The 21,880-nt window shown below is 69.5% G+C and carries 19 protein-coding genes; 6 read left to right on the forward strand and 13 right to left on the reverse strand.

Annotated features, from left to right (window positions below):
• Together NS334_RS10485 and NS334_RS10490 are read right to left on the reverse strand one after the other, a co-directional pair.
• A partial coding sequence (locus NS334_RS10485) for an ROK family protein (protein ID WP_153002699.1) occupies positions 1 to 376 on the reverse strand: 376 nt, incomplete at its 3' end.
• Positions 377 to 820 (reverse strand): MarR family winged helix-turn-helix transcriptional regulator, encoded by a 444-nt coding sequence (locus NS334_RS10490; protein ID WP_058755917.1) that lies wholly within the window; start codon positions 818 to 820, stop codon positions 377 to 379. It abuts the gene before it with no gap.
• A gap of 136 nt (positions 821 to 956) precedes the next feature.
• On the opposite strand from NS334_RS10490, the gene NS334_RS10495 reads away from it, so the two are divergent.
• A complete protein-coding gene (locus NS334_RS10495) occupies positions 957 to 1,862 on the forward strand; it encodes an alpha/beta fold hydrolase (RefSeq protein ID WP_058755918.1) in 906 nt (301 codons plus the stop codon).
• A 2-nt stretch (positions 1,863 to 1,864) separates the two neighbouring features.
• Here NS334_RS10495 and NS334_RS19110 read toward each other — a convergent pair whose 3' ends face one another.
• A complete protein-coding gene (locus NS334_RS19110; protein WP_058755919.1) occupies positions 1,865 to 2,644 on the reverse strand; it encodes a PEPxxWA-CTERM sorting domain-containing protein in 780 nt (259 codons plus the stop codon).
• A 162-nt stretch (positions 2,645 to 2,806) separates the two neighbouring features.
• Between NS334_RS19110 and NS334_RS10505 the strand changes: the two genes are divergently transcribed.
• Positions 2,807 to 2,992: a hypothetical protein gene (locus tag NS334_RS10505; RefSeq protein ID WP_058755920.1), complete on the forward strand. Its 186-nt coding sequence runs from the start codon at positions 2,807 to 2,809 to the stop codon at positions 2,990 to 2,992.
• Here NS334_RS10505 and NS334_RS10510 read toward each other — a convergent pair.
• Entirely contained in the window at positions 2,989 to 4,209 is a 1,221-nt protein-coding gene (locus NS334_RS10510; RefSeq protein ID WP_058755921.1) for a pyridoxal-dependent decarboxylase, exosortase A system-associated, read from the reverse strand. The two genes, NS334_RS10505 and NS334_RS10510, sit on opposite strands and share 4 nt — an antisense overlap.
• Complete coding sequence (locus NS334_RS10515; RefSeq protein ID WP_193753060.1) at positions 4,206 to 5,696, reverse strand: AMP-binding protein; 1,491 nt, start codon at positions 5,694 to 5,696, stop codon at positions 4,206 to 4,208. The genes NS334_RS10510 and NS334_RS10515 overlap by 4 nt, the downstream gene beginning before the upstream one ends.
• A gap of 84 nt (positions 5,697 to 5,780) precedes the next feature.
• Between NS334_RS10515 and NS334_RS10520 the strand changes: the two genes are divergently transcribed.
• Complete coding sequence (locus tag NS334_RS10520; protein WP_193753061.1) at positions 5,781 to 6,068, forward strand: acyl carrier protein; 288 nt, start codon at positions 5,781 to 5,783, stop codon at positions 6,066 to 6,068.
• Positions 6,069 to 6,139: 71 nt separating this feature from the next.
• Here NS334_RS10520 and NS334_RS10525 read toward each other — a convergent pair whose 3' ends face one another.
• From NS334_RS10525 to NS334_RS10535, 3 genes are read right to left on the reverse strand one after another with little or no spacing between them, the layout of a single operon-like run.
• The gene (locus NS334_RS10525) at positions 6,140 to 6,565 is read right to left on the reverse strand and encodes a DUF1178 family protein (RefSeq protein WP_058755923.1); all 426 of its coding nucleotides are present in this window, start codon (positions 6,563 to 6,565) and stop codon (positions 6,140 to 6,142) included.
• A 7-nt stretch (positions 6,566 to 6,572) separates the two neighbouring features.
• The gene (grxC, locus tag NS334_RS10530; protein WP_058755924.1) at positions 6,573 to 6,830 is read right to left on the reverse strand and encodes a glutaredoxin 3; all 258 of its coding nucleotides are present in this window, start codon (positions 6,828 to 6,830) and stop codon (positions 6,573 to 6,575) included.
• 31 nt (positions 6,831 to 6,861) lie between these two features.
• Entirely contained in the window at positions 6,862 to 7,626 is a 765-nt protein-coding gene (locus tag NS334_RS10535; RefSeq protein ID WP_058755925.1) for a ComF family protein, read from the reverse strand.
• Between NS334_RS10535 and NS334_RS10540 the strand changes: the two genes are divergently transcribed.
• Positions 7,625 to 8,467 (forward strand): class I SAM-dependent methyltransferase, encoded by an 843-nt coding sequence (locus tag NS334_RS10540; RefSeq protein ID WP_058755926.1) that lies wholly within the window; start codon positions 7,625 to 7,627, stop codon positions 8,465 to 8,467. The two genes, NS334_RS10535 and NS334_RS10540, sit on opposite strands and share 2 nt — an antisense overlap.
• A 9-nt stretch (positions 8,468 to 8,476) precedes the next feature.
• Here NS334_RS10540 and NS334_RS10545 read toward each other — a convergent pair whose 3' ends face one another.
• The 5 genes from NS334_RS10545 to NS334_RS10565 all read right to left on the reverse strand — a co-directional run bounded on the left by NS334_RS10545 (position 8,477) and on the right by NS334_RS10565 (position 19,537).
• Positions 8,477 to 8,860 carry a response regulator gene (locus NS334_RS10545; RefSeq protein WP_058755943.1) on the reverse strand — a complete coding sequence of 128 codons (384 nt, stop codon included), beginning with the start codon at positions 8,858 to 8,860 and terminating at the stop codon, positions 8,477 to 8,479.
• Positions 8,861 to 8,930: 70 nt separating this feature from the next.
• Positions 8,931 to 11,324 (reverse strand): ATP-binding protein, encoded by a 2,394-nt coding sequence (locus NS334_RS10550; RefSeq protein WP_058755927.1) that lies wholly within the window; start codon positions 11,322 to 11,324, stop codon positions 8,931 to 8,933.
• Entirely contained in the window at positions 11,321 to 12,628 is a 1,308-nt protein-coding gene (locus tag NS334_RS10555; protein WP_241491905.1) for an EAL domain-containing protein, read from the reverse strand. Before NS334_RS10555 ends, NS334_RS10550 begins: the two co-directional genes overlap by 4 nt.
• A 547-nt stretch (positions 12,629 to 13,175) precedes the next feature.
• The gene (locus tag NS334_RS10560; protein ID WP_058755928.1) at positions 13,176 to 17,402 is read right to left on the reverse strand and encodes a translocation/assembly module TamB domain-containing protein; all 4,227 of its coding nucleotides are present in this window, start codon (positions 17,400 to 17,402) and stop codon (positions 13,176 to 13,178) included.
• Positions 17,402 to 19,537, reverse strand: coding sequence for an autotransporter assembly complex protein TamA (locus NS334_RS10565; RefSeq protein ID WP_083500408.1), 2,136 nt, complete (start codon positions 19,535 to 19,537; stop codon positions 17,402 to 17,404). The genes NS334_RS10560 and NS334_RS10565 overlap by 1 nt, the downstream gene beginning before the upstream one ends.
• Before the next feature lie 234 nt (positions 19,538 to 19,771).
• Here NS334_RS10565 and NS334_RS10570 point away from each other — a divergent pair, with 234 nt between their 5' ends.
• Both NS334_RS10570 and NS334_RS10575 read left to right on the forward strand, forming a co-directional pair.
• Positions 19,772 to 20,545, forward strand: a complete 774-nt coding sequence (locus NS334_RS10570) for an enoyl-CoA hydratase/isomerase family protein (protein ID WP_058755929.1) — start codon at positions 19,772 to 19,774, stop codon at positions 20,543 to 20,545.
• Between the two features lie 108 nt (positions 20,546 to 20,653).
• Positions 20,654 to 21,874: an efflux RND transporter periplasmic adaptor subunit gene (locus NS334_RS10575; RefSeq protein ID WP_058755930.1), complete on the forward strand. Its 1,221-nt coding sequence runs from the start codon at positions 20,654 to 20,656 to the stop codon at positions 21,872 to 21,874.
• Positions 21,875 to 21,880 lie beyond the last annotated feature (6 nt).

The following is a 21,880-nucleotide window of genomic DNA, read 5'->3' on the forward strand; positions in this document are numbered from 1 at the left end:
GCCCCTGCCCCGCGCCCCACCGCGCCTCCGCCATCGCCGCGCCGACCACGTCGCTATGGAAGCCGACCGGCACGTCGTAGCGCGCCGCGAGCCGCCGTGCGATATCGGTGCCCGCCCAGTGCGGCTTCGGCGTGGAGGTGATCTTGCCGTAATCGGGCGACTGCGGATCGATCGATACGGGGCCGAAGCTGGCAATGCCGATCGCCGCGAAGCCGCGCCACTTGTCCATCGCCGCCTCCAGCGCGGGCAGCGTTTCCTCGGGCCGGGTGGTAGGGACGCGCACTTCCTCCAGGATCGTGTCGGGTCCGCTGGACAGCACCGCGATGCACTTCGTGCCGCCCAGTTCCACGCCCGCGATCAACGGCATCTGCGCCATTCAGTCTTCCTCCTCGGCCGCAGCGTCGATCCGCCGCAGCATGTCCGTAAAATGCGCGAGATCCTCGGCGGAGAAGCGCCCGAAGATCCGGCGTTCCTGCGCGATCGCCTGCGGCGCGACCTGCGCGTACAGCGCTTCGCCCGACGCACTCAAGCGCAGATGATGCGACCGCCGGTCGGTGACGTTGGGGGTGCGCGTCAGCAGCCCGCGTTCGGACAGCGCGATCGCCGCGCGGCTGACCGTCACCTTGTCCATCCGGCTGCGCTCGCACAGCTGCGCCTGCGTCACCGGCGCGTGTTCCGCGATCAGCGTCACCAATCGCCACTCCGGGATCGTCAACCCGAACAGCGCTTCGTAGGTGCTCGATATCCGCTCGCTGACGCGGTTCGATGTGACCGACATCAGATAGGGCAGGAACTCGGCGAGATGGAGGCGTTCTGTCATGGGACACCTGCGCTAACATGAGACGAAACGAACGGGAACCAGAACTCGAAATGTTGCATTAATGTTACGACATGCAGGATAGCGCCACTCGAAAATGTCATGGCGGCGTCGAGGAGGCGCGACGGAGCAGGTAACGATGCAAGTACGGGCGAACGGGATCGACATCGAATACGAAGAACAGGGGCCGCGCGACGGGCCAGCGATCCTGATGGTGATGGGACTGGGCGCCCAACTGGTGCGCTGGCCGCAGGACATGGTCGATGCGCTGGCCGCGCGCGGTTATCGCGTGATCCGCTTCGACAACCGCGACGTCGGCCTGTCGACCAAGTTCGACCACCTCGGCGCGCCGCATATCGTCTGGACCGCGATGCAGATGCAGTTCGGCCGCGTGCCGGCGGTGCCCTATACGCTGACCGACATGGCGCAGGACGCGATCGGGCTGCTCGACGCGCTGGATATCGATCGCGCGCATGTCGTGGGCGCGTCGATGGGCGGGATGATCGCGCAGCTGATCGCCGCGCGCTGGCCCGACCGGGTGCATACGCTCACCTCGATCATGTCGACCACCGGCAACCCGACCTGCTCGCGCCCGACGATGCGCGCCACCGCGCTGCTGCTGCGCCATCCCAAAAGCGACGACATCGAGGCGATCGTCGCGCATGGCACGATGGCGGGGCGCGCGGTCGGCGGTCGCTTCCCGATCGAGGATGCGATCATGGCCGAGCGCATTCGTGCCGAGACGCTGCGCAACCGCTGCCCCACCGGCTTCCTTCGGCAGATGGCGGCGATCATCGCCGATGGCGATCGGACGGCGCGGCTGCGGCAGATCACGGCGCCGACGCTGGTGATCCACGGCAGCGACGATCCGCTGGTGCCCGTCGCCGGCGGGCGCGACACCGCGCGCGCGATCCCGGGCGCGCGGCTGCTGGAGATCGACGGAATGGGCCATACCCTGCCCCCCGAACTGGTGATGCCGATCGTCGAGGCGATCGACGGTCATATCCGCGCGCCGCATCCCGACCGCATGCCACGGGCGGCCTGAGGTCAGGCGGCGACGACCACCCGCCGCCGCCGCAATGCCGCGCCGACGATGCCGAAGCCGAGGATCGTCATCGCCCAGGTCGCCGGCTCCGGCACTCCGCCGCTGACGGTCAGGGCGGTCGGCGCGAACGACAGCCGCGTGGAATCGCTCACGCCCCCCGATCGATCGCCCGCTCGATAGACGGTAACGAAGCTGCCGGTGCCCGACAGCGCGAACGTTCCGGTCTGACGATAATCCGCGACGGCGAAGGCCGCACCATTCAGCGTGAAGCGCAGGTCGTCGGTGGCGATGCTGTAATAGCTGTTATAGTCGGCGCAGCAGCTGTCGAAGTCCTCGTAGCCCGCCGAGAGATCGAGACGGCGCGCGCCTGCGTCCTTCACGATCGTACCGGCATCGTCGATCCGCGCGCTTGGCCCGATACAGCCGATCACCGGATCACAATAGGGCGGAACATCCTTGTCGCCGGTGCGGATCGCATAGTCCATGCCGTTGATCGTGAGCACCGCGCGCACCGGCGGGCGCGTGCCGTCCTGGATCAACCCGCCACCCTGCGCCGACGACCCGCTCGCGCTGGCCGCATATAACGCCGAGGGCAGCGCATCGTCGACCTCGAAGCGCGCCGAGAAATCGCGGCCGAGCACGATGTCACCGAAGGCCGCCCCGCCCTCGCTGCTATCGCCGACGACGGTGCCGGTGACGACATAGGTGAAGATCGCGGCGCGCGCGGAGCCGCCGCCCAACACCGCCAGCATCGTCGCCACGCCGATCAGAAGCCTTCGCATGATCGCTCTCCCTGCCGCCGTCCGGCGTGTCACCGGATCGACCGCAGGTCGGCCTATCATGTTTCCTGTTGTTCTTCCGTCGCTTATTTTAACAATCGCGCAAGAGGATACCGATGCCGGCGTCTTGCACTATCATAGCGCCGCTTGACCGAAAGGACGTGCATGTTCGTCGATTTCCGCGACCAGCCGCCGCCCCCGCCATGGCAACCGCCCCCGCGCCGCCCGCGCCTGACCGCGCGTCAGGAAAGGACGCTGGCCGCGATCATCGGCGTCAACGTCCTGCTGCTGATCGTCGCCCCGATCGGCGGCGCGACGATCATCGGGGCGCTGGCGACGCTGTTCCGTTAGACGACGATCTCAGCGGGTGCCGGATGCCCCAGAAATGCCGTGGGGCTGGCGCTGGCGCCATATGCGCCGGCAAGGAAGATCGCGATCAGATCGCCCTCCACGACCGGCGGCAGCGCCACCTTGTCGCCGAGCCGGTCGAGCGGGGTGCAGAGGCAGCCGACCACCGACGCCTCGCCCGTCGCCGTCGCGCCCATCCGTGTCGCCGCCGCGATCGGATAGTTGCGGCGGACGACCGTGCCGAAATTGCCGCTGGCGGCGAGTTGATGGTGGAGCCCGCCATCGACGACCACGAACGTCTCGCCACGGCTGGTCTTCACATCGACGACCCGCGTCAGATAGACGCCCGCTTCGGCGACCAGCCAGCGTCCGAGTTCGATCGCGAACCGGCTGCCGGTGAGCACATCGGCGCGAGCCGCCAGCGCCTGGCCCAGCGCGGCGCCGACCGCCGCGACGTCCAGCGCCACGTCACCCGCGAAATAGGGCACGCCGAACCCGCCGCCGAGGTTGACCAGCGGCGGCGGCGCGCCGGCCTCCTCCGCCAGCCGCGCCGCGAGCGCCAGCGTCGCCGCTTGCGTCTCGATGAGCGCGCCCGCGTCAAGTGCCTGCGATCCGGCGAAGATATGGAAGCCGCGCCAGTCCGCGCCGCCCGCGATCACCGCCCGCACCACCGCCGCTGCCGCCTCGGCATCCACCCCGAACGGCGAGGCGCGGCCGCCCATCTTCATCCCCGATCCGCGCAGTTCGAGGTCGGGGTTCACGCGCACCGCGAGGCGAGGGACAATGCCCAGCCGCTCGCCCGCCGCCAGCGCGCGGCGCGCCTCTCCGGCTGATTCCAGGTTGATCGTCGCACCCGTCTCGATCGCCGCCGCCAGTTCGGCGTCGCGTTTGCCGGGCCCGGCGAAGCTGATCGCCGCGCCCGGCTTCACCGCCCCCGCGCGCGCCAGTTCCCCGGCCGAGGCGACGTCGAGCCCGTCGACCAGCGGCCCGACCCGCTCCAGCAGCGCGGGCAGGGGATTGGCCTTGATCGCATAATGCAGGTCGATCGCGGCGGGCATCACGGCGCGAAACCGTTCGACCTGCGCGGCGATCAGCGCGGTATCGTAGACGAACAGCGGCGATCCGTGCGCTGCGACCAGCGCCCCCGCCGCCTGACCGCCGATCGTGAGCGGCCCCGTTTGCGCGGCGAAGGCGGGCGGGATCGGACCCATCGGCTTCATGCGCGCTGCTCCCTCGCAATGGCCGCGCGGTCGAGCTTGCCGTTGGCGTTGCGCGGCAGATCGGCGCGCCACTCGATCCGCGAGGGTTGCATATAGGCGGGCAGGTCGCGCTTCAGCCGGGCAACCAACGCCGCCTCCGTCGCGCCGTCGCCGCGCGCGACCAGCACGATCGCCTGCCCCAGCCGGGCGTCGGCGACGCCCACCGCCACCGCCTCTGCCGTCTCGGGTCCGGCGGTGGCGGCGTCCTCGATTTCCTGCGGGCTGATGCGGTGCCCGGCGCTCTTGATCATCTCGTCGTCGCGCCCGACGAAGCGGAGCAGCCCGTCCGCATCGGCGACGACCGTGTCCCCCGACCACACCGCGACGCCGCCGTAGCGCGAATGCGCGGGCGCCGGGCGGAAACGCACGGCGGTGCGCTCCTCGTCCCGCCAATATCCTTGTGCCACCAGCGGGCCGGCGTGGACCAACTCGCCCGCCTCTCCCGCCGCCGCCGCGCCGCCGTCCCGGCGCACCACCAGCACTTCGGCGAAGGGCACCGCGCGCCCGATCGATTCAGGATGCGCGTCGATCAGCGCCGGGTCGAGATAGGTCGACCGGAACGCCTCGGTCAGGCCGTACATCGCGAACACGCGGGCCTGCGGGAAGCGCGCCCGCAGCGCGCGCACCATCGCCGGGGTCAGCGCGCCGCCGGAATTGGTCAGACGCCGCAAACGCGCCGCCGTGTCCTCCGGCCAGTCGCTCTCCAGCAACTGCGTCCAGAGCGGCGGCACGCCCGCCAGCGTCGTCGCCCCGAACCGCGTGACCGCCTTCACGACATCGCGTGGGGTCAGGTAATCGAGCGGGGCGACGCACGCTCCGGCCGCCCAGGTCGAGAACAGCTGGTTCTGGCCATAGTCGAAGCCCAGCGGCAGAACCGCCAGTATCCGGTCGTCCGGCGCGATCGCCAGATAGTGCGCGACTCCGATCGCCCCCAGCCACAGGTTCGCGTGACTCAGCATCACACCCTTCGGCCGTCCGGTCGATCCGGACGTGTAGAGGATCGCCGCCAACGCGTCCGGGTTCGCCGTCGAGCGCGGCAACGGGTCGCCCGCCCCCGCCGCGGTTTCGACACGGCAGCCGGCGGGCACGTCACCCGGCTCCAGCGTCGTCGCCCGCGCCTCCTGCGTCAGCAGCAGCGACGCGCCACTGTCGGACAGGATATGCGCGACCTGTGCGCGGCGCAGCACGGGGTTGATCGGGACGTGCACCAGACCGGCGCGCGCCGCCGCCAACGGCATCCAGCATGCCAGGCGAATCTTGGGCAACCATGTCGCGACCCGCGATCCGGCAGCGAAGCCGAAGCCGGCCAGCCACCCCGCCAGCCGCGCGACCGCGTCCTCGGTACCGGCATAATCGACCGCACCGTCACGATCGACCAGCGCGGGCGCGTCCGCCTGCCCGCGCAGGACGTGGTCGATCGGGCGGGGCGTAGCATCGAGGGACACCATGCCGTCCCTCTTAGGGTCAGGCGTTGCGGAATCCACCCCTTGCGCCTAACGCCACTCGCTCAGCCGCTTCGCAGGTGCGGCATGATGGGTGGAGGACGCGTGATTCCCGAAGGCACGAGCGAGATCGAGGCCACCGTGCGTGCGGTGCTGGTCGATGTGCTGGCGCTGTCGCCGGAGCGCGCCGCGACCTTTACCGCCGACACCGCCCTGTTCGGCGCGCTGCCCGAGCTGGATTCGATGGCGGTCGCGGGCGTGCTGACCGAGCTGGAGGACCGGCTGGGAATCATGATCGACGATGACGAGGTCGATGGCGAGATGCTGGAAACGTTCGGCGCGCTGGTCACCTTCGCGGCCGGCAAGGCACTGGTGTAGGCCGCGCCGCCATCACCGCGCGCTCATCATAGCGGCGCGGCCCCTGACCGACCCGCGCGCAGCGACCGCCCCTAATTGACCTTTGCGGGTGGTACCACGGGCAGCGGAAGCGGCGCGATCGGCACGCCTTCCTCAAGCAATTGCTTCGCTTCGGCGAGGCTGGCCTGGCCGTGGATCGCCACATCGGGCTTGTCGCCGACGTGCATCGCGCGCGCCTCGCTAGCGAAATCGCCGCCGACCCAGCGCGACCCCGCCAGCGCTTCGGCCTGTGCGCGCGCGAGTTCCGCGAGCAGCGCGCGGGCCCGGTCCGGAGCGGGCGCGCGATTGGCCTTCGGCGAGACGTTCGGCGCCATCACCGCTTTCTCGACAGCCGCGCCGCCGCACATCGGGCAGGCGAGCAATTGCCGTTCGCGCTGATCGTCGAACGCCGCCGACGAGGCGAACCACGCCTCGAACACATGACCGTCCGTCGCGCAGCGCAGATCGAAGACGATCATGCCACCGTCATCGCCCGAGCAGCGCGTCGAGCTTGCCCGCCCGTTCCAGCGCGGCCAGGTCGTCCGATCCGCCGATGTGCGCGCCGTCGATGAAGATCTGCGGCACGGTGGTTCGTCCCCCGGCGCGCTCGATCATCTCGCCGCGCTTGCCGCTGTTCATGCCGATATCCGTTTCCTCCGGCGTGACGTCCTTCGACGCCAGCAGGTTCATCGCGCGCGCGCAATAAGGACAGAATGCCTTGGTGTAGATTTCGACCCGTGCCATCCCGCCTAGGTGCGGTCGGGGATGGCCGGTGTCAATGCGCCTCGCCCTCGATCACACGCGCCCAGGCCAGGATCGTGACCGATGCCGCCCCGGCGGCGAGCAGCACGCGCACGCAGGCATCCGCCGTCGCGCCGCTGGTGTGGACGTCATCGACCAGCACCAGCGCGCGGTCGCGCAGCCGGTCGCTGGCGCCCGGCGGGACGCGGAACGCGCCCGACACCGCCGCGCGCCGCTCACGCGGGTTGCGGTTCCGCAGCGGCGGCGTGGCGCGGTGACGCTCCAGCGCGCGGGTTTCGACGGGCAAGCCCGACAGCCGCGAAAGGCCGCCCGCGATCAATGCCGCCTGATTGTACCCGCGCCACCACAAGCGGCGGCGGTGCAGCGGCACCGGGACCAGTAGCGACGCCCCCTCGGGCAGGTGCCGGCGCATCAACGACGCGGCGACATCGGCATATGCCGTGCGCCCGGCATATTTCAGCCGCAGCGCCACCGTTCGTGCGACCGGACCGTAAGCGACCGCGGCGCGCACCCCGGCGTGACGCGGCGGATCGGCCAGGCAGGCCGCGCAGCAGCTGCCCGGATCGCGGTGATCGTCGAAAGGGACGTTACAGGCCGCACACCATGGTGGCCCCAGGAAGCGCAGGCTGACCCAGCACCGCGCGCAAAACCGCCCCTGCGCCGCCACCGTCTCTCCGCAGCCCGGGCAGCGGGGCGGCAGGACGAGATCGATCAGGCGGGACAGCACGCCCGACCTTGTGGCGCGGCGCGCGAACGGGCACAAGCGGCGTACGCCCATGCAGCCGCCCGACATCTTCGATCGCCCCGCGCGTCGCCTCCGCCGTGATCGCGCGGTTGCCCGCTATGCCGAACACGACTTTCTGCGCGCCGCGATGCTGGACGGGATCGCCGACCGGCTGGACGCGGTGAAGCGCGACTTCACCGACGTGCTCGACATCGGCTGTTTCGGGGGCGCCTTCGCCCCGCCGCCGGGTGCGCGCGTCGCGCGGCTGGATGCCGGTTTCGGCTTTGCGAAGGCGGCGGGCGGCGTACAGGGGGAGGAGGATCACCTGCCCTTCGCCGATGCGTCCTTCGATCTGGTGGTCGCGGCGGGAACGCTCGACAGCGTCAACGACCTGCCCGGCGCGCTGACGCTGATCCGGCGCACGCTGCGTCCCGACGGGCTGTTCCTGGGCGCCTTCGTCGGGGCCGGCAGCCTGTCGACGCTGCGCGCGGTGCTGCGCTCGGCGGAGGGCGAGCGACCGGTCGCGCGGCTGCACCCGCAGATCGACGTCCGATCGGCGGGCGATCTGTTGATGCGCGCCGGCTTCGCGCTGCCGGTCGCCGATATCGAGACGCTGACGGTGCGCTATTCCGGCTTTGGGCGGCTGCTGGAGGATCTGCGCGGCATGGCGGCGGGCAATGTTCTGACCTCGCGCCACGCGCTGCGCCGCGACGTGCTGGCGCGCGCCGCCGCCGCCTTTGGGGAACGCGCCGCGCCCGACGGGCGGACGGCGGAGCGGTTCGACCTCATCTTCCTGACCGGCTGGTCGCCCTCCCCCGATCAGCCAAAGCCGGCGCGGCGTGGCAGCGGCACGTCGTCGCTGGCCGAGGCGCTGCGGGTCCCGCCCCGCACCTGAACGACCGGGTCAGATCAGCTCGCCGTCGTCGTCAGCCAGCAGCCGGCCCATCGCGTCGAACAACTCGTCCATCGCCACGGGCTTGAAGATCACCTCGTCCGCGCCCCCCTCCAGGCAACGCTGACGCAGGTCGACGGCGGTGTCGGCGGTGACGACGATGATCGGCATCCTCGCCTTGGCATCGGTGCGGGCACGGATGTGCCCGATCGCGGTCATGCCGTCCATGCCGGGCATCCGCAGATCGACCAGCGCGATGTCGAAATCGTGCGCGTCGATCAGGTCGAGGCCGATCTCCGCGCTTTCCGCCTCCACCATGTCGGCGCCCGCGACGTCCAGCATGTCGCGCACGACGCGACGGTTCATCCTGTCATCCTCGATGAACAGCACCGTCATCGCTGCCATGTCCGGCCCCTCTTCCCGCGGCGTGGCGGCGACATGCCGCCCCACCGCCAATCTACAACGCCTAAGCTGCGTCCTGGATGGTCGCGTTCGGCAAGGCGCCTATTGCGTCCACCAACCCCCGTTTGGAAACAGGCTTTTCTATAACCTTTGTGACTCCGCGAGCATACAGGTCGCGCCGGACGGGGTCGTCGAGCGCTGGCGTGAGCATCGCGACCGGCGCGCCGTGTGCTGCGGCGACCACGTCGACGATCGACGGCGAGGCGATGTCGAGCGTCGCGGCGTCGATCAGGATCCGTTCCGGACGCGCCCGCTGCACGTCAGCGACCACCGTCTCGGCATCGCTGAACATCAGCGTCGGCCGGTCTGCGAACAACGCGCGGTACATGGCGCGCGCGATCGGGTTGCGCTCGACGATCAGCAGCCCGCCGGTCGTCGTCTCGAAGCGCGACGGCGCTGCCGCGACGCACGGCAGGTCGAGCGTGAAGCGCGATCCGACGCCGATCGTGCTGTCGACCGTCACGTCGCCGCCCATCGCCTGCGCCAGACTGCGGCAGATCGACAGGCCCAAGCCGGTCCCGCCGAAGCGACGCGTGGTGCCCGAATCCGCCTGGCGGAAGGATTCGAAGATGATCCGCTGCGCGTCGGCGTCGATCCCCACCCCGCTGTCACCGACGTCGATCCGCAACCGTCCGTCCTGCCGAGACAGACCGAGCGTCACCGAACCGCTGTCCGTAAACTTCACCGCGTTCGACAGCAGGTTGAAGACGATCTGCCGCAAGCGTGCCGCATCGCCGATGATCCAGCGCGGCGTGTCACCCAGATCCATCTCGAAGCGCAGCCCCTTGGCCTGCGCCGGATCGCGCCACAACCGCGCCGCCTCCCCGACCGTCTCATGCAGGTCGAGCGGTGCGGTCTCGATCGTCATCCGCCCGGTTTCGATCTTCGCCATGTCCAGGATGTCGTCGACCAGCGCGCGCATCGTCAGCCCCGCGCCATGCACCACGCCAAGCCGATCGCGCGTCACCCGATCCAGCCCGCCGTCCGCCAGCATCACCTGCGTCATGCCCAGAATGCCGTTCAGCGGGGTGCGGATTTCGTGGCTGGTCGTCGCCAGGAACTCGGTCTTGGCCCGCGACAGCTTCTCCAGCTGCGCATTGCTCGCCGCCAGTTCGCGATTGGCGGCCCGTTCGCGGTTGCGGCTGCGCCCGATCAGCGCCAGCCCCACCGCCAGCAGCGTGATGACCGCCAGCGTAGTGCCGACCACGCCGTAGAAGATCAGCCGCTGCGTCTCCGCGGTGGCCCGCTCGAACGCGACGCGGCGTTGCAGGGCGGTGGCCTTCAGCCGGGCGATGCGCAGTTCCTGGCTGGCATAGTCGAAACGGGCGGTAGCCAGCGCGGCGCTGGTCGAGCGCGCCAGTTCGGTCGCCTGTTCGTCCAGCCGCCGTAGCGCCAGCAGATGCGGCACCGCCTGTTCCGGCGCGCCGGTCGCCAGATAGGTACGATAGGCGATGTCATGCGCGTCGCGATCGGCCGACATCGTGGCCGAGGGATCGACACCCGCGAACCGCTCTCGCACCAGCCGCAGCGCCGCGTCGCGATCACCCCGCAGCAACGCCAGCTGCGCCGCCAGCACCAGCAACTGCGGGCGGATCGCAATCGAATCCGGACGCTCGGCCAACGTCAGCGCGCGGGCGATGTTCGGCCCTGCCCCCGCCGCATCGCCGGCGCGCAACTGCGCCATCGTCAGGTTGCCGAGCGTCTGCGCCTCGACGGGCGCGCTGCGCAGCGCCCGGGCGGCGGACAGGGCCGCGCGGAACTGCGCCTCGGCCGCCTGATACTTGCCCAGCGCCAGCAGCGCATTGCCGCGTCCGTTGTCGACCGACACCGCCAGCCCGGCGTCATTCGGATACACCTCACCCGCCTGATCGAAATAGCGCAGCGCGGTCTCGTAATCATGCCCGCTGACGTACAGCAACGCGATCAGCGTCAACGCGCGGGCGCGGCTGCGCGGATCGTTCAGCGACAGGAACATGTCGTGCGCGCGTTGCAGGGTGGTGAGCGCGTCGGTGATGCGTCCCGCGTCGGTCAGCCCGCTGCCGCGCGACAGCAGGATGTCGGCAATCAGATGCGGCGGCGCGCCGCTACGCCGCGCCAGCAGTTCGGCCCGCTCCAGCGCGACGAGGCCGTCACGCGGCGCGCCGATCCGGATCAACCCCTCACCCTCCAGCCATGACAAGGCCGCCGCCTGCACGCCGGCCGCCGCCGGCCCGGCCAGCCGCGCGCGCGCCGCCCGCGCCAGGGCGACCGCCTGCTCCGGGTCGCTGGCCATCCCGCGCTCGATCGTCGCCACCTCGGCCGAGATCGAGGTGATGGATGACGGCGCGGCGGAGGCTGGTGCCGCGACGAGCCACAGGGCGAGGACGGCGCCGAGCGCGATCCGCGCCGCGCGGATCATGCGCGTTTCCAGGCCGCGGCGAGCCGGGTGAAGGACGCGCGCGTGTCCTGGGTCGCCGCGCGATGACGGTCCTCGGACAGAAACGCCGCCAGCGCCTCCAGCCCGATCGGGCGGCTGATCAGATAGCCCTGCACCATGTCGCACCCCATCACCGACAGCAACGCGAGCGCGGCATGGGTTTCTACGCCCTCCGCCACTACCTCCATGTCCAGCGCGTGGGCCAGATCGATGGTGGAGCGGACGATCAGCGGATCACGGTTGGAACTGGTGAGCTGGGTGATGAACAGCTTGTCGATCTTCAGCTCGCGCGCCGGCAATTGCTTCAGGTAGGCGAGGCTCGACAGGCCGGCGCCGTAATCGTCGATCGACACATGCACGCCGATCCGGTCGAACTGCTGCAAATGCGCGATCGCGCTTTCCGGATCGCGGATCACCGATGTTTCCGTCACCTCGAACCCGATCCGCGCATCCGGCGCGGCGACGATGCACGCACAGACGCGCTCCGCAAAGGCCGGATCGGCGAGCAGGTGCCCGGAGATATTGATGAAGATGCGCAGGTCATGCCCCAGCGCGCGCAGTCGCCGCTGATCCGCGATGGCGCGGGTGACGGTCCAGAGCGTCAGCCGCTCCATCCGCTGCGCCCGCTCGATCGCCGGCAGGAAGTCCCCGGGAGCCACCAGCCCGCGTTCGGGATGCTGCCAGCGGACCAGCGCCTCGACGCAGTCGATCGCCTGACGCCGGACGTGCACCTTCGGCTGATAGTGCAGCACCATCTCGTCACGGTCGAGCGCGCCGTCCACCTCATCCGCCAGCATCGCATCCGCCAGCCCGACAACGCCGGGTTCGACGCCGAACGATACGCGCCCGGTCCGTGCCTCGCAAAGCGCGGCCTCCGCTTCCTCGATCAGCTGCGTCGGATCGTTCTGCGACGGGGCCACCGCCCCGCCCAGCACCAGATCGAGCTCATGCTCATCGCCGTCGATCTCGATTCGCGCGCCGCAACTCTGCCGGCTGGCCGCCAGACCACAAGCGAGCGCATCGGGCAGGTCGCTGACGAACTCGACCTCCAGTACGTCGCGCCCGAGCGATTCGACACGCGCGCGCGGGATGGCGGTGGCGAGCCGCTCGCCCAGCGCCGTCATCAGCCGCCGCACGTTCTGCATGCCGACATGCCTGCGCAAGGCGTTGTAATTGTGCACCTGCACCAGCACGCAGACCCGCACCCGCTCCGCACCATCCAGCGGACGTGGCGTCGCGCCGCGGGACAGGCGCGGCGAAGCGGCAAGGCGTGGCGAGTTTTCCATGTTCCTTTCGGTTTACGGGTCACTCTTGAAGAATGACTTAAGTCCTCGGCATCGTAAGTGAATAAATGGTTAACGACGTTGAGATTTGCTTAACGAGCCATTAAGAACAAGTCACCCTTCGGGGGTGTGAGAAAAAAATGGAGAAAGCCATGCTCGCGTTCGTCGTCGCACTGGTCACCGGGATCGTCGTCAAGCCCTGGTAATGCCAGCAGGCGGCTCCGTGCGGGGAAAAGCACCGTACGGAGCCGCTCCTTAGCCGACCTCGCTCCTGCCGCCTGATGACGCGATGGCGTCTCCGCGGGACGCGTCTCCCAGCATTTTTATCGCATGGCCGGGTGGAACAGTGCGCCGTCGCGCGCCGCGGCCGGATCATCCGCGCGGCTTTCTCCGGAGATTGTCCCCCTTCGCGTGATTCGCGCGCCCGAGGGGATACGCCATGCCGTATCGGAAGGCGCTTGCTGGCGGCGGATGGTTGGAAGCACACACGCCCGCCGACACCGGGCCCGGCCAGCGACGACGCCGCCCGGAGCGGCGGCGTGTCGCTTCGTCAGAAATCGCGCGAGTAGCGTAGCTGGACGTTCGATCCGCCGAACGAGCCGGCTTGCGACAGGATGCTGATCGACTTGGTCAGCGCGATCGTCAGCTGGGTGGCGGTGAAGCCGCGAGCGTCGGTGACGATCTCGATATAGATATCGTTCGTCAGATATTTGCCCGCCGCCAGCGCCGAGCCGCGACCACTCGCCTCGTCCGCGCCCAGGATCCGCAGCCGGTCGAAGCCGGTCGCCGAGCGCAGCTTGCCGAGCGGGTTCAACCCGCCGCCCGATCCGCGCAGCGAATTGAGCGCGGACGCCAGTTGCAGCGCCTCGATCGCCGACAGATTTTCCGGATTGGTGCCGAACAACAGGCGGCTGAGCACCTCGTCCTGCGGCAGCGACGGCGTGGAAGTGAAGGCGATCTGCGGCCGCTGCCCGGTGCCGGTGATGTTGATGTTGAAGGTCACCCCGTCGTTGGTGGTGGTGGCCAGAATGTTGATGTCCGGATCGGTCAGCGCCGCGCCGCCGCGGAAGCGCACGCGTCCGCGCTGCACGTCGAAGCGCTTGCCGGCGAACGAATAGGTGCCGCGCACCAGATCCAGCCCGCCCGCGATCGTCGGCGCGGCGCTGGTCCCGCCGACACGCAGGTCCATCGACCATTCGCTCTCCAGCCCCATGCCCGACACGTACAACTGGTTGTCGGCATGAACGCGCAGGTCCAGCTTGAACAGGCCGACCGGCGGCGGCGCCGGACGATCGGTCGGCCGCGCGACGCGAATGTCGCTCTTGCGGCGGACGCCGGTCAGTTCGGGCACTTCGGCGGAACCCTGGCGGATAATCTCGTAGCGCGCGTTGGGCACGCTGATGTCGCCCGAGATCAGCCCGCCGCCGGCATCGTTCTGGATGCGGATATCGCCGGTGGCGGTAGCGCCCAGCGCGTCGGACCGCGCCAATTGCGCATTGCGCATCGCCACGCGCACATCGAGCGGGAAGCCCTGCGCCGCCGCGAGGCTGACATTGCCCTGCGCCTGCACCGTGCCTTGACCGGCGCGCGCCTGAAGCTGCGACAATTCCAGCCGATCGTTGTTGAAGCGCGCCGCGACCCGCATGTTGGTCAGGCGCGTGCCATAGGTCTCGTTCGTGTAGGTCAGATTGTCCGCGCGGATCAGCCCGTTGATGCGCGGGTAGCCGACGGTCCCGCCGAAATCGGCGGCGATCGCGACCGGCCCGGACAATTGCTGTTCGGCCAGCCCCGCCAGGCTGAACAGCACGCCCGACGGTCCATTGTAGCGGATTCCGCCGGACAGCGGCCCCTGCATCAGCCGCGTCGTCCAGCTTCCGCTGCCGCTCGGCGTCAGCGTCGCGACCATGCGCCCGACCGGCGTACTGCCGCGCTTGATGAGCGCACGCCCCTCGCCCGCCGCGCTCGACAGCCGGCCCTGGAACACGACATCGACCGGCTCCGACACGCTGGTCAGGCTGGACCGGGTGAAGTTGGCGATGTTGAGCCGTGCGTCGGCACGCGGGAACGCCTGTCCGGCCTCCTGCACGTAATCGAGGCTGCCGGTCGCCTGACCGCCGACGCCCAGATTGGGCACCAGCGCGTTGAGCAGCGACAAATCGAGCTGGTCGAGCCGCATCTGCGCCTGTGTCGCGCCGCCGCCGAACGTGCCCGCCAGCCGCATCGATCCCTTGTCGAAGATCAGGCGCGCCGGCTCGAGCCGGTATCCGCCACGCTCGGCAACGATCCGCGCCGGTGCGGCGGTGCGGAAGTTCACCTCGTTCGCGGCGCCCTGCAGCGCGACCAGATACAGGCCGGGCGACAGCTTCGAGTTGATCGCAACCCGGAACGGCACGCTGTTCGATCCGGTGAACAGCGCCTGCGCCGTACCTGATCCGCCCTTGTAGTTGACCTTGACGCGGCCGCTTTCCAGCACGGTCGCGCCGTAGCGAAGGTCCGCGACCTGCGCGTCGGCGATCACCTGCGGCTGGTCATATAGAACGACGTCGGCGTTGATGAGCGCGCGTCCGATCGTGAAATCGACCGCACCCGGGATCGTCGCGGACACCGCGCGCGCGTTGACCGTGGCGCGCTGATACTTGCCGAGCGCCGCCAGCTGCGCCTGCCCGTTCAGCCCCTGTCCGTTGAAGCGCACCTGTCCCGCGAACGGGCCGGCGGCGGTCTGCACCACCCGGCCGGCGAACTGCACGCCTGCGAACAGCACGCGGCGGATGTCGACCGCCAGTTGCCGTCCCGGCGTGACCAGCACGTCGGCGGTGAACGGGCCGTAATTGGTCCCGCCGGTCGCATTGACCTGATAGGCGCCACCGCGCCCGACGACGCGTGCGTCGAGGTCGGCCAGCCCGATCCCGACACCCGGCCGTGGCGCGCGCAGCCGCACGACCGGCGCGGCGGCCGTGCCGCTCACCCGCGCGAACAACGGGCCATATTGGGTCGAGTTGGCATCGGCATCGACCAGCACCGCGCCGGTCGCCGGATCGAACCGGCCCTGCCCGCGCGTGATGCGGAACTGCGGCGCGTTCATCCGAAGCTCGCGGAACGTCACGATCCCCTCCGGCGAATAGCCGAAGCGCGTGCTCAGCACCGCATTGCCGCCCAGGAAGTTGCGGACACCCGCGTTGAACAATTGCTTCGTCTGCACCGCGACGCGGCCGGTGATCCCGAACCCGCCACGCGCGCCGGGCACCAGATCGGCCTGCGTCCGGATGTTGAGGATGCCGACGCTGTCGACGCGGAAATTGTTCACACGTCCCTGTAGCGCGCCGGTGTAGCGCCCGGTCTCCATATTGGCGGCGACGATCGCGGTGGCGTCGATCGTGTCGGAGCGGATGCGCAGGTTGTCCGACAGGATGTTCGGCATCTGGATCGCGATGTCGCCGTCCACGCGCGCATTCGTGGTCAGGCCGCCCAGCGCCGGGTTGAGCCCGGTGATCCGCTTCGCGCGCGCATGGACCGGCACGAGGATGCGGTCGCTGTTCACGCGCGCCAGCCCCTCGGCATACAGGTTCTCGACGGTGGTTTCGCCGAAGCCGAGTCCGGCGGCGCGCACCTTGTAATCGACGGTCGGAGTCGCGAAGGCGCCGTTCAGCACCACGCGCGCCAGCACGTCGCGCCCGCGCAGATTGGGGGCGATCGCGCCGGGCGTCAGCAACCTGGCATCGACCGCGAAATTGCCGAAGCGGCTGTTCTTGAGGTCGATCATGCCGCCCGCGTCCACCGCCAGCGCGTCGGAATCGAGCTTGATGCGCGTGTCGGCGCTGCGTTCGCCAAGCGTCACGTCGGCGGCGACCTGCAAGGCCGGCGCGGTCAGGCGCTCGACCGGCCCCTCGAGGTACAGGCCCGGCCGGGTTGGGCCGCGCACCTCGAAATGCCCGTTGCGCGCGGTGAGCGACAGGTTCGCCAACTGCCCCCCGCCCAGCGTCGCGATCGCACGCCCCTGCCACGCCTTCCAGCTTCCGCGCCCGTCGATGCTGGCGGTCAGCGGCGCCTTCAGCCCCGCCAGCTGCGCGATCACGCCCCCGGCTGGGGCGTTGAGCTTCACGTTGAGGTCGAGCTTGTCGTCGTCGGGCACCGCGTCGAGCCGGACGCGCGCGATATCGCCGCCCGCAACGCCGGGCGCGCGCAGCGCGACCGCATCGACCTGCAATTGTGCGCGGCGATCGGCGATATGCGCCTGGCCATCGAAGCGCGCGATATGCCGCGCGCCCGACACCCCCGGCTCCATCACGAACCGCGCGACCTGCAACCGGCCGATATCGATATCGAGGTCGGGGAGCAGCGGCGCATTGGGATCGGTCGGCTCGGTGGACGGTTTGAGTTCGGGATTACGGCGCAGCGTGATGAGCTGACTCGCTACCGAGCGCACGTCGACATGGTTGTTGACGAACGCGAACGGCCGCCAGTCGATGTCGAGGCGCGGCGAGGTGAGGAAAACGCCCTTGGGATCGCTGATCCGCACGTCGCTCAGCCGCATCCGGCCGTAAAGCGAGCCGTCGATCCTCCCGACCTTGATGTTCAGCCCCGAAGCGGTCGTGTAGCCGCCGATCTGGTCCGACACGAAGCGGCGGCCGGGATCGGTGTTGATCCCCAGCACGATCGCCACGATCAGCATCACGAGCACCAGGATCGCGATCCCGATTCCTTTCAGCACGCGCTGCCACAACGGGCGGCGTACCGTCACCGCTTCGCCCTCGGCCGGCACCAGCGTTTCGTCAGCCATCAGAACGCCTGCCCGATCGAGATATACAGCGCGACCTTCGGATCACCCGGTCGCGGATTGAGCGGCGTCGCGACATCGACGCGCATCGGCCCGAAATTGGTGTAGAATCGCCCGCCGATACCCGCGCCGAACTTCAGGTCGCTGGCCGTCGGCAGGCTGCTCTCATAGGAATTGCCGGCGTCGATGAACGGCACGATACCGAAATTGCCAAAGCGATAGCGCGCCTCGATCGAGAATTCGTTGAGGCTGCGACCGCCGATCGGCCGCAAATCCTTGATCTCGTCACGATCCTTGTCGCCGGGCACCAGCGAGGACACCGGCTCCAACGGGCCAAGCCGCTGGAAGCCATAGCCGCGCACCGATCCGCCGCCGCCGCCGTAATAGCGCCGCGACGGCGCGAGATCGTCGCGCGCGATACCGAAGATGCCGCCCGCGCGCACGCGGCCGGCGATGACCAGGCTGTCCGACACCGGGTAATAGGCCGTCGCCTCCACCAGCGTCCGCGCATAGGGACGCACCGCGCCCTGCACCGACGTTTCCGGGCTTAGATTGAGCTTCAGACGATAGCCGCGCGTGGGGTTGAGCAGATTGTCCGACGTATCGAACATCGCCTGCCCCGGCAGCGCGAGCACGCCGTACGTGCGCCGCGTGCGGTCGTTCTCGGCGAAATCGAACACGCTTTCGTTCGTGCCCACCAGCTCAAAGCCATAGGCATAGGTGAAACGCTTCTGCCAGATCGGCGTCGAGTCATAGGAGATGCGCCCCGACAGCGTGCCGGTGAACGCCTCGAACGCGTCGTAGTTGGCGCGCAGCGCGCTGGCCACGAAGGTCACGGTACGGTCGCGCCGCCCCGCGTTCTGGCGGCGGAAGGTCGCCGACACGCCCTGCTGCTGCGTGCCCGCGATCGCGCCGAGGATCAGCGCGCCCTCCGGCGGGAAGCGATTGCGGTTGGTGAAGGTGCCCTCGGCGGTGACGCCCTGCCCGGTCTGGAAACCGACACCGCCCGCCAGGCTCTTGGCCGGCCCGCGCGTCTGGCTCACCATGATATCGACCTGTTCGGTGCCGTCCGGCAGGATCGTGCCGGTCGGCACCGGCTGCACGCCGACGCCGTTGAACAGGCCCGTCGCGACCAGCGCCTCGCGCAGGTCGTCGGTCTTGCGATTGTCGTAGAGCTGCCCCTGATCGAAGCGCGGGAAGACGTTCAGGTGCTTCAGGTCGAAGACCGGATCGCCTTCGGTCCTGAGCACGCCGAAGGAGGAGCGCGGCCCGGTATCGACCGGCAAGGTATAGTCGCCACGCCCGGTCTGTTCGTCGAGCAGGATGTCCCGGTCGCCGACCTTGACGAAGGGATAGCCCATCTGCGGCAGCTTCAGGCTGACGTTCGCCTCCGCCGCCTGCACCCGCGCGGCCTCGATCGGATCGCCGGTTTTCAGCGGCAGTTCGCGGCGGACCAGATCGGGCGGGGTCGTCGGCTGCGCATCGACGGTGATCGTGCCCAGCTTGTATTGCTGCCCCGGCGTCGCGCTGACGATCGCGCGCAACCCGCCCTTTTCGCCCGGCACGCTCTCGATCGTGGAGATGGCGGTACCGTCATAATAGCCGAGCGACTTCATCAACCGCACCGCCAGTTGCTCGTCCTCGCGTCCGCGCGCCGCGACCTGGGTGGCGTTGTCGGCCTTGCCCTTGCCCTCGCGCAGCGCCGACAGCGAATTGAATTCGTCGGTCAGCCCCAGCGGATCGAGTCCGCGTACCTCGCTGGCGTAGCGGATGTCGGGAATGTCGGCGTCCTGCGTGTCCTTCACGGTTTGCAGCGGTACGGTGTTGAAGGCCGAGAGCGGTTCCAGCGGCTGGTTCAGCACCGGATCCGGTGGCGGAGCGGACGGCAGCTCGCCCGGAGCGATCGGCTGCGCGGCGGCGGCCTGCGCCTGCGCCTGCGCCTCGGACGACTCGGTCGTAGTGGCAGCGGCGGTCGCCGGCATCGGCTCCAGCGGCGCATTGATGTCGCCGGACAGCGGGGGCAGCGCACTGTCGAACTCGGCATCCGGGACGATCGGCTGGTTCGCCTGCGGATCGCTGCCGGCCGGATCGCGCGGCGCGTCCGGCCCTTGCGCCGGGGCGGTGCCGGGCGTCTGCATCTGCGCAGCGGCGCTGCCGGCGATCAGTGCGATGCCGGCGGTGGCCAGCAGCAGACGGGAATGACGAAACGAACCGACCAAGAACACGCCCCTTTGCGCGAGGACATCGCCGGTCTTCCGTCCGAGCCCCCGACTTTCCGCAACGTCCCACTACTGTTTCGGTTGCGCCCACCGCCGAGGAAATGGGCGCGACGCGGCTGGGAAAGCCACCGATTTGAGTTAAGGACGAGCCCCATGAAGCAGCATCTTTCCGTCACCCGCGACGCCCATGTCGCGACCGTCGTCATCGATCGCGCGCCCAACAACCACGTCAACGCCGCGCTGATCCACGCCTTGGCCGACGTGCTGGACGCATGCGACGCCGATCCGCAGGTACGCGCGGTCGTGCTGGCCAGCGAGGGGCGCGTGTTCTGCGGCGGCGCCGACCTGACCGGCGACAATCCGCTGATCGACGAACACGGCGAATCCGAGACGCCGGCGCTGTATCGCGGCGCGGTGCGGCTGTTCGCCACCCACAAGCCGATCGTCGCCGCGATCCAGGGCGCGGCGGTCGGCGCGGGACTGGGTCTAGCGCTCATCGCCGATCTGCGCGTCGCCGCGCCCGAGGCGCGCTTCTGTGCCAATTTCGTCGCGCTGGGTTTCCATGCCGGCTTTGGGATAAGCTACACGCTGCCGCGGCTGATCGGGCCGCAGCATGCCGCACTGATGCTCCTGACCGCGCGGCGGGTAAAGGCGCAGGAGGCACTGCGCATCGGACTGGTCGATCAGATCGCGCCGCTGGCCGAGGTCCGCGCCGTGGCGCAGGGACTCGCCGCCGAGATCGCGGCCAACGCGCCGCTGGCGGTGGAATCGACGCGCGCCACGCTGCGCGCCGGTCTGGCCGACGCGGTACGCGAGCGGACCGAGCATGAGCGTGCGGAACAGGACCGACTGATGCAGAGCAACGACTTTCGCGAAGGGTTGCAGGCAGTTGCACAGCGACGCCCGGGAAAGTTCACCCGCAGCTGAGAAAAATAAATCATCGCCGGTGCGAAACATTTGCGACAAATAGCGCTTAGCCGGTGGGGCTTCCCCGGGGTTCGGACAGGGCAGAGAGTGACGACACGTTCCACGGTAATGCGGATGCGGCCGGCATCCGCGCTGGTGAGCCTTGCGCTGCTGCTCGCGGTATCCGCGTGCGGCGGCGGCGACGGCGCGCAGCCGAAGGGCAAGGGGGGCCCAGGCGGCCCCGGCGGCGGGCCGACGCAGGTCGGCTATGTCGTCGTGCAGCCGACCGCCGTGCCGACGATCGCCGAACTGCCCGGCCGCACGGTCGCATTTGAAAGCTCGCAGGTACGCCCGCAGATCACCGGCGTCATCCAGAAGCGCTTCTTCACCGAAGGGTCGCTGGTGAAGCGCGGGCAGCCGCTGTACCAGATCGACCCCTCGCTCTACCGCGCCGCCGCCAACCAGGCGCGCGCCAACGTCGCCAACGCGCAGGCGACCTTCACCGCCGCCAAGATCCGCGCCGACCGCTACAAGCCGCTGGCCGACATGGAGGCGATCAGCGCGCAGGATTATACCGACGCCGTCGCGCAGCAGCGGCAGGCGGCCGCGCAGATCGGCGTCAACTCGGCGCAGCTCGACACCGCGCGCGTCAACCTGCGCTTCACCACCGTTCCCGCGCCGATCACCGGGCGGATCGGACGCTCGCTGTTCACCGTCGGCGCGCTGGTCAGCGCGACGCAGGCCGACCCGCTCGCGACGATCCAGCAGCTCGACCCGATCTTTGTCGATATTCAGCAATCGAGCGCGAACCTGCTCGGCTTACGCCGCGCGCTCGCCTCGGGCGGTGCCGCGCCGGCGCGTGCGGTCGTCACCCTGAAGCTGGAGGACGGCAGCGATTACGGCATCAAGGGCAGCGTCGAATTCGCGGAGGTCGTCGTCGATCCCAGCACCGGCACCGTCACGCTGCGCGCGCGCTTCCCGAACCCGCAGGGGCTGCTGTTGCCCGGCATGTTCGTCCGCGCACAGTTCGCGCAGTCGATTCTGAAGAATGCGTTCCTCGTCCCCCAGACCGCGATCAGCCGCGATGCGAAGGGCAATGCGACCCTGTTCGTGGTCGGCGCGGACAACAAGGCGAAGCAACTGACCGTCACCGCCGATCGCACGCAGGGCGAATATTGGGTCGTGACCAGCGGCCTGAAGGGCGGCGAGAAGATCATCACGCAGGGTCTGGCCAACCTCCGCCCCGGCGCCACGATCAAGCCGGTTCCGGCCAACGCGCCGCAACCGGTACAGGCGCCCTCGCCCGAACAGATGAAGAAGATGGAAGCGTCCAAGGGCAAGGCGGGCTAACCCCCC

Source organism: Sphingomonas endophytica (assembly GCF_001476895.1).
Classification (GTDB): Bacteria; Pseudomonadota; Alphaproteobacteria; order Sphingomonadales; family Sphingomonadaceae; genus Sphingomonas; species Sphingomonas endophytica_A.

Bases quoted from the DNA above. Each gene is read 5' to 3' on its own strand.
- NS334_RS10490 (WP_058755917.1), bottom strand. From the start codon at position 820: ATGACAGAACGCCTCCATCTCGCCGAGTTCCTGCCCTATCTGATGTCG.
- NS334_RS10495 (WP_058755918.1), top strand. From the start codon at position 957: ATGCAAGTACGGGCGAACGGGATCGACATCGAATACGAAGAACAGGGG.
- NS334_RS19110 (WP_058755919.1), bottom strand. From the start codon at position 2,644: ATGCGAAGGCTTCTGATCGGCGTGGCGACGATGCTGGCGGTGTTGGGC.
- NS334_RS10505 (WP_058755920.1), top strand. From the start codon at position 2,807: ATGTTCGTCGATTTCCGCGACCAGCCGCCGCCCCCGCCATGGCAACCG.
- NS334_RS10510 (WP_058755921.1), bottom strand. From the start codon at position 4,209: ATGAAGCCGATGGGTCCGATCCCGCCCGCCTTCGCCGCGCAAACGGGG.
- NS334_RS10515 (WP_193753060.1), bottom strand. From the start codon at position 5,696: ATGGTGTCCCTCGATGCTACGCCCCGCCCGATCGACCACGTCCTGCGC.
- NS334_RS10520 (WP_193753061.1), top strand. From the start codon at position 5,781: ATGGGTGGAGGACGCGTGATTCCCGAAGGCACGAGCGAGATCGAGGCC.
- NS334_RS10525 (WP_058755923.1), bottom strand. From the start codon at position 6,565: ATGATCGTCTTCGATCTGCGCTGCGCGACGGACGGTCATGTGTTCGAG.
- grxC (WP_058755924.1), bottom strand. From the start codon at position 6,830: ATGGCACGGGTCGAAATCTACACCAAGGCATTCTGTCCTTATTGCGCG.
- NS334_RS10540 (WP_058755926.1), top strand. From the start codon at position 7,625: ATGCAGCCGCCCGACATCTTCGATCGCCCCGCGCGTCGCCTCCGCCGT.
- NS334_RS10535 (WP_058755925.1), bottom strand. From the start codon at position 7,626: ATGGGCGTACGCCGCTTGTGCCCGTTCGCGCGCCGCGCCACAAGGTCG.
- NS334_RS10545 (WP_058755943.1), bottom strand. From the start codon at position 8,860: ATGACGGTGCTGTTCATCGAGGATGACAGGATGAACCGTCGCGTCGTG.
- NS334_RS10550 (WP_058755927.1), bottom strand. From the start codon at position 11,324: ATGATCCGCGCGGCGCGGATCGCGCTCGGCGCCGTCCTCGCCCTGTGG.
- NS334_RS10555 (WP_241491905.1), bottom strand. From the start codon at position 12,628: ATGGAAAACTCGCCACGCCTTGCCGCTTCGCCGCGCCTGTCCCGCGGC.
- NS334_RS10560 (WP_058755928.1), bottom strand. From the start codon at position 17,402: ATGGCTGACGAAACGCTGGTGCCGGCCGAGGGCGAAGCGGTGACGGTA.
- NS334_RS10565 (WP_083500408.1), bottom strand. From the start codon at position 19,537: ATGCAGACGCCCGGCACCGCCCCGGCGCAAGGGCCGGACGCGCCGCGC.
- NS334_RS10570 (WP_058755929.1), top strand. From the start codon at position 19,772: ATGAAGCAGCATCTTTCCGTCACCCGCGACGCCCATGTCGCGACCGTC.
- NS334_RS10575 (WP_058755930.1), top strand. From the start codon at position 20,654: ATGCGGATGCGGCCGGCATCCGCGCTGGTGAGCCTTGCGCTGCTGCTC.